Origin of the sequence: Providencia sp. PROV205, from assembly GCF_028479505.1 — a bacterium.
GTDB lineage: Bacteria > Pseudomonadota > Gammaproteobacteria > Enterobacterales > Enterobacteriaceae > Providencia > Providencia huaxiensis.
The window spans coordinates 256,023-262,698 of the sequence record NZ_JAMPNU010000004.1 but is presented as its reverse complement, the minus strand read 5'-3'; the positions used below and the strand labels follow the sequence as shown (position 1 = coordinate 262,698).

Annotated in this window: 6 protein-coding genes and 1 pseudogene; 5 read left to right on the top strand and 2 right to left on the bottom strand. The window is 41.8% G+C overall.

Annotated elements, in window-relative coordinates; genetic code table 11:
- Window positions 1-539 (bottom strand): annotated as a pseudogene (locus PR800_RS05025) (signal recognition particle-docking protein FtsY); the annotation flags it as partial.
- A gap of 276 nt (window positions 540-815) precedes the next feature.
- Here PR800_RS05025 and rsmD point away from each other — a divergent pair.
- On the top strand, window positions 816-1,397 hold the full coding sequence (gene rsmD, locus PR800_RS05020) for a 16S rRNA (guanine(966)-N(2))-methyltransferase (protein ID WP_166264266.1): 582 nt from the start codon (window positions 816-818) through the stop codon (window positions 1,395-1,397).
- A 10-nt stretch (window positions 1,398-1,407) separates the two neighbouring features.
- The gene (locus tag PR800_RS05015) at window positions 1,408-1,704 is read left to right on the top strand and encodes a DUF1145 family protein (protein WP_102137985.1); all 297 of its coding nucleotides are present in this window, start codon (window positions 1,408-1,410) and stop codon (window positions 1,702-1,704) included.
- A 6-nt stretch (window positions 1,705-1,710) separates the two neighbouring features.
- Here PR800_RS05015 and PR800_RS05010 read toward each other — a convergent pair whose 3' ends face one another.
- Window positions 1,711-2,061 (bottom strand): DUF2500 family protein, encoded by a 351-nt coding sequence (locus tag PR800_RS05010; RefSeq protein ID WP_102137986.1) that lies wholly within the window; start codon window positions 2,059-2,061, stop codon window positions 1,711-1,713.
- 152 nt (window positions 2,062-2,213) lie between these two features.
- On the opposite strand from PR800_RS05010, the gene PR800_RS05005 reads away from it, so the two are divergent.
- From PR800_RS05005 to PR800_RS04995, 3 genes are all read left to right on the top strand, one after another.
- Window positions 2,214-2,843 carry a lysoplasmalogenase gene (locus PR800_RS05005; protein ID WP_102137987.1) on the top strand — a complete coding sequence of 210 codons (630 nt, stop codon included), beginning with the start codon at window positions 2,214-2,216 and terminating at the stop codon, window positions 2,841-2,843.
- 160 nt (window positions 2,844-3,003) lie between these two features.
- The gene (locus tag PR800_RS05000) at window positions 3,004-5,421 is read left to right on the top strand and encodes a zinc/cadmium/mercury/lead-transporting ATPase (RefSeq protein ID WP_272530328.1); all 2,418 of its coding nucleotides are present in this window, start codon (window positions 3,004-3,006) and stop codon (window positions 5,419-5,421) included.
- Window positions 5,422-5,635: 214 nt separating this feature from the next.
- On the top strand, window positions 5,636-6,658 hold the full coding sequence (locus tag PR800_RS04995) for an Rpn family recombination-promoting nuclease/putative transposase (protein WP_272530326.1): 1,023 nt from the start codon (window positions 5,636-5,638) through the stop codon (window positions 6,656-6,658).
- Window positions 6,659-6,676 lie beyond the last annotated feature (18 nt).

Genomic DNA, 6,676 nt, shown 5'->3' with positions numbered 1-6,676 from the left:
GCTTGTTCTTCTGCCGCTTGGATTGCAGCTAACTCAGCTTGATGACGTTGTTCTTCAGCTTCTTCTGCTGCTTGGATCGCAGCTAACTCAACTTGACGCTGACGTGCCATTTCTGCTTCAGCAATACGTATTGCTTCAGCTTCTTGGCGTTCACGCTCCGCTTTTTCTTCCGCTAATATTTTCTCTTGGGCTTCCTGATGCGCTTGTTCCGCTTGCTCTTGGGCCGCTTGGAGTTCTGCTAATTTAACTTCTCGCTCACGTTCTGCTTGTTCGGTTGCCGCATCAATCGCAGCTTGCTGCGCTTCATACTGGCGCTCAGCTTCATCTTCAGCGGCTTTAATAGCGGCCTGCTCTGCTTGATGTTGACGTTCCGCTTCGGCTGTTGCGGCATCTACCGCAGTTTCATGGGTTGATTGGTTTTCAACGTCCTTGACTACATCATTATCATGCTGTTGAGCTTCTTGTTGCTGGGTTTCTTCTTCATTTTTACGCCCAAACCCCAACCATGAGAAAAAACCTTTTTTCTTGTCTTTAGCCATTTGCCACTACACTCCTCGCGGTAAAAATATGGCACTCGATAATCAAATCGCAATAAAATTATATGCAGTCTACCATTTCATCGCTCAGCAACACATATCTGAAAGAAAAATCCTGCCAATTTAATCTGAATTTCAGTGTTAAAACGGTGAAAATAAAGTTCTATAATTGAAAAATGACCAATCAGAGATAACAACACTGCAACTTATCGCCTGACAGGTATACAATAGTAACAATCAAATTTAAGTACATAAACCCGTTAAGCAACAATAAACATTATGGCAAAAAAACCACAATCCCCCTCTTTAGGGCAAATTCGTATTATCGGTGGAAAATGGCGCGGAAGAAAGCTGCCAGTTCGTGATAGTGAGGGCTTACGTCCAACTACAGACAGAATAAAAGAAACGTTATTTAACTGGTTAATGCCAATTATTCGAGATGCTCGTTGCTTAGATTGCTTCGCAGGAAGTGGCTCACTCGGCTTTGAAGCACTTTCTCGTTTTGCAGAAACGGTCACCTTTATTGAGCTCGATAAACAAAACGCACAACTGTTAACTGAAAACAAAGCTCGCTTACAAGCAGATAACGCAACTGTAGTGAATCACAATAGCCTAACTTTTTTAAGTCAAGCAGGTACACCTTTTGATGTCGTTTTCATTGACCCACCATTTCGCAAAGGGCTGCTCAATGAAACTATTCAATTGTTAGAAAAAAACCAATGGTTAGCTGAAGAAAGCTGGATATACGTTGAGTCAGAAGCGGAGTCACCACTTACTGACATTCCAGCTAATTGGCAACTTCATCGCGAAAAAATAGCGGGGCAAGTCGCATATCGCCTTTTTATTCGAACTTCACTTTAGGGACAAAAACATGTTTATCAATATTGGACGCCTACTCATGATTTGCGTTTGGAGTTTTATGGTCTTTAACCTCGTCCATCCATTCCCTAAGCCATTGAAATACTTTATGGATATTGCAATGGTTTTTATGATTTTCATGCACGCATTACAAACTATTTTTCTAAAAGCAACGCTACCAAAAGGGGAGAAAATATCGGGTTTAGTTCAACTGCGCATTTTCTTTTTTGGTGTATTCGAAATGCTAGCGATGCAGAAAAAAAATAAAGCTGATTTAGAAAAAGCGAAGAAAAAACAATTAGGCGAGTAACCTATTCTACGCTGGCTCAAAACGAATAAAGCGGGTACCTTGCATAATGAGCTTACCTTCATGGCCAAGCTCAACGCCTTGATACTGTTCTTCAGTTACAATAGTTTTAATAATTTCGCCACTTGATAGCGTCTTAAAGTGAATCTCATAGCGAAAAGTTTCAGGGGAAACAACATCCCGCTCTCGAGAGCGCATATTTGGGTATGGATAGTCTTTTTTGCTATCAACCTTGACTAAGTAACTCACAGGCAAGGCGTTATCGTTGATTTCATTTTGCTTGCGTTGATCAAAAAAACGCTTGGTTGCTAGAACAGCAATGATCGCTAAAACAATGATCAATAATATGGGCTTATTCATAATGTATGCTTTTCACTTAAAAAGTCAGTCGCTATAGTTTATCTTATTTAACTAAGTTGGACACGCTTCTATACTCTACATAGCTTGAAGTAAACGAGTATAAGTTGCCGGATCACTGTCGTGTCATTCATTGAACATATAAGGATGTGTATATGATTAGTTGGCCATTCCTCGCAGTACTCTTTTCTGGTTGGTTATATGTCGATGCCGCCTATCGAGGACCCGGGTGGCAACGGTGGTTATTTCGCCCGATCACACTGCTACTTTTATTACTTTGGGGCTGGAGTTCCGACGATCTTAACCTGCAAAATTACCTCATTCTTGCGGGGCTACTAGTCTCGCTCGTCGCGGATCTGTCTCGTATGCTTTCAAGTGAGCACTTACTAGCTTCCGTTGCGTTGATGTTCTTGAGTTACCTGATTTATACCATCAGCTTCGGAATGCAACTCAATTTCGGGCTCTATCTACCTTGGCTAGCCGCCCCTCTGATTGTCGCTGCCATTACTTTAGTATTTATCTGGGGCAAACTTGAAAATCTTCAAGCCATTGTTTTTGCATCATTAATAATGTGTATGATTATGGCATGGGTTGCTGGTGACCAATATTTTGGTCTCGGTCGTGAATACAATTTTTCAATCATGGTTGGTGCATCACTGCTCTTTCTTTCTAACTGTGTTTGGCTAATTGCTCGATTCCGTATCCCATTTAAAGCTTCAAAAGCCGTTGTTGCTGCTCTCTATTTCCTTGGGCAGTTCTTTATTGTCCGAGCAATTTATTTATAACCCCTTTTTAGTAAACACCATGCCAATTGATAAAAAGTGCTATTTGAGAATTTTATCAGTTGGCAGCCCCTCTTTTAGTTTGACTCTGGAGTAGACTCCAGAGTGTAGACTTATCTGCAATGAATAATGAAACGAATTATTATTAGATAAGGGGGCGCTTATGCACTCACACTCTCATAAAGAAAATCATACACATACCAGTTCTTGCTGCTCGAATAGCGGTACTTGTTCTTCTGTAATCACAGAGAACAGCAAAGAAGTGAGTAATGACTCACATACTCACGAACATGGCTATACAAAGCAACACTCTGATGACGATGAAGAATCTCACCAGCATCAAGGATGCCATTCATCCCATGTGCATGATACCGACGATACGCACCATAACCATAGCCATGCAGGCCATGACCACCAACACGGTGATAGTTGTGGGTTAAGCGCGAATATCATCAATGAAGTTGAGCCAACCCAAGCCGCAGGGCAACGATTCAGTTGGGTTATTCGCGGTATGGATTGCCCTAGTTGTGCCAATAAAATTGAAACCGCAGTCGGCCAAATTAGTGAAGTTAAACAAGCTAAGGTATTGTTCGCTACTGAAAAATTAGTGGTTGATGCCAATACGGATATTAGCGCGGCGGTTCGTTCCACGGTTGAAGCTGCTGGCTATGAATTGCTCGAAGTGAATGGTAATAGTGCGGCGGCTATTGCGCCACCACAAAGCTTACTCAGTGAAGCTAAGCCCGTCATTATATTAGCGATTTTAATGGCAATTAGCTGGGGTATTGAATCATTCAGCCCAAAAATTGGTAACATCGCCTTTATTTTGACAACCCTGTTTGGTTTATACCCTATTGCTCGTAAATCGTTGCGCCTAATTCGTACTGGCTCACCCTTTGCTATCGAAACTTTGATGACCGTTGCCGCGGTAGGTGCAATCTTTATTCAAGCCACAGAAGAAGCCGCAATGGTTATCTTACTGTTTATGTTAGGCGAAATGTTGGAGTCTTATTCTGCCGGAAGAGCCCGACGAGGAGTTAGCGCCTTAATGGCACTGGTCCCAGAAGATGCTGTTTTGATCAAGGATGGACAAAAAACCACCATACCTGTGGCACAATTACGCCCTGGTGATATTATTGAAATCGCACCGGGTGGTCGTTTACCTACCGATGCCGTATTAGTCTCAGGTTTTGCCAGCTTTGATGAGAGTGCGCTAACAGGTGAATCTGTTCCCATCGAACGCAATGCGGGCGAAAAAGTTGCTGCTGGCTGTTTATCCGTTGATAGAGCCGTGCAGATGAAAGTGGTGTCAGAGCAAGGCCAAAATGCCATCGACCGTATTTTACAGCTAATTGAAGAAGCTGAAGAACGCCGCGCTCCAATAGAACGCTTTATTGACCGCTTTAGTCGCATATACACACCAATCATTATGCTTATTTCTGCATTGGTGATTATTATTCCACCAATTTTCTTTGATGCATCATGGGAAACATGGATTTACCGCGGTTTGACACTGCTATTAATCGGTTGTCCTTGTGCCTTAGTAATTTCGACCCCTGCCGCAATCACCTCTGCACTCGCAACGGCGACACGGCGCGGTGCATTAATTAAAGGCGGCGCAGCACTTGAACAACTGGGTACTATCACAACAATTGCTTTAGATAAAACAGGCACACTAACGGAAGGTAAACCGCATGTCACTGACCTTGTCCCTGAAGAAGGCATGACAAAAAGTGAATTAGTACGGATAACCGCTTCCGTTGAGGTGGGCTCCCATCACCCACTGGCTAAGGCGGTAGTGAATAAAGCCGAAGCATTATCGTTGGTAGTAACCGAAGCTCAAGACCGAAAAGCACTGGCAGGAAAAGGTGTTGAAGGTGTTTTGAACGATAAACATATACTGGTTAGTGCACCAAACCGCCTTGATACCCCGCTAAATAGCGAATGGCAAGGTAAAGTTGAGGCACTTGAGGCCGAAGGGAAAACGGTTGTTGTCACACTAGAAGATAACCGTGTAATTGGTTTAACCGCGCTACAAGATACACTACGCAATGATGCAAATGACGCAATGAGTTTGCTTAAAGCGCTTAACGTTAATGCGGTGATGCTAACGGGTGATAATCCTCGTGCTGCGAGTGCCATTGCAGGGCAACTAGGCATGGAGTTTCGTGCTGGCTTGTTACCTGAAGATAAAGTTACCGCAGTAATGGAACTTAATCGTAACCACAGCACCATGATGGTTGGAGATGGTATTAATGATGCGCCTGCGATGAAAGCCTCCAGTATCGGGGTAGCCATGGGAAGTGGTACGGACGTTGCGTTAGAAACCGCCGATGCCGCATTAACTCATAACCGTTTAACGGGGCTAGCTGAAATCATCGCGCTTTCTCGTGCAACGCGAAAAATCATTCGTGAAAATATCGCGATTGCCTTGGGGTTAAAAGCCGTATTCCTTGTCACAAGTTTATTAGGTATTACAGGCCTTTGGGTCGCTGTATTGGCTGATTCAGGCGCAACAGCACTCGTCACAGCGAACGCAGTGCGTCTATTACGCGTTAAATTACCCCAAGTGAAAAAATAGCTTTAATTAACAGAGTTTCAATCAACCAATTTAAACGCCGCGTTAAGTGGCGTTTTTCATTTACAACATTTCCAATAAACACCTGTATTACAATATGTTAAATGCAAATTCAATTAAAGAATTAGGACTAACTTTTTCTCCATAAACCTCAGTTTTCGCTAGAATACGTTTTATCAATAGATTATTTTGGTATAACGTTTAGTGGGTACTGAGTATGGCAAAAAATCACAGTTCAACACCGCATGATGCTGCATTTAAAGGGTTTATGTCTAAAATTGATAATGCACGTGATTTTTTTGATATTCACTTACCTAATCATATTAAGCAATTATGTGATTTCAAAACATTAGCGATAACAAATTCATCTTTCATTGATAATCAGCTACGTACTCGTCTTTCAGATGTTCTCTACACTGTCGAGACACAGCAAGGTGAAGGATATATTTATATGTTAGTTGAACATCAATCAACACCCGATAAACTAATGGGTTGGAGGATGATGCATTATGCGTTCCTTGCCATGAATCAGCACTTACAACAAGGTCATCGTGATTTACCACTAGTTGTCCCAGTTTTATTTTATCATGGGAAAATAACCCCTTACCCATATGCTAAGCCGTGGACACACTGTTTTCAGTGGCCTGAAATTGCGTCAAACTTATACAGTCAGCCATTTCCTCTCGTCGATATTACTGTTATTGATGATAATGAGCTCGTAAACCATCGCAAAGTTGCCGTCATGGAACTTGCTATGAAACATAGAGACCTAAGAGATAACATAGAAAAAATTACGCAATTACTAGCTGAAGCGATGAATCGAAACTATCATCATAGTGATGACATAATTACTATTTTCAATTACTTATTTATTACTATGGATTCACCGCATTTTGAAACAGTGGTCAATCAACTTATATACCAACTAGAAAATAACCAAGAGGATATCATGAACATCGCACAACGATTAAAAAACCAAGGATTACAAGAAGGAATTGATATCGGTGTAAGTAGGGGCATTGATATCGGTGTAAATAGAGGCATTGATATCGGTGTAAATAGAGGCATTGATATCGGTGTAAATAGAGGCATTGATATCGGTGTAAATAGGGGCATTGATATCGGAGCAAACAAAAAACAACATGAAATTGCTCTTAAAGGTTTACAACTTGGTACAAGTATTGAACTTATCTGTCAACTTACAGGGCTGAGCTATCAGGAAGTATTAAACCTACGTTAATCCCTACTTCTTGGCAGG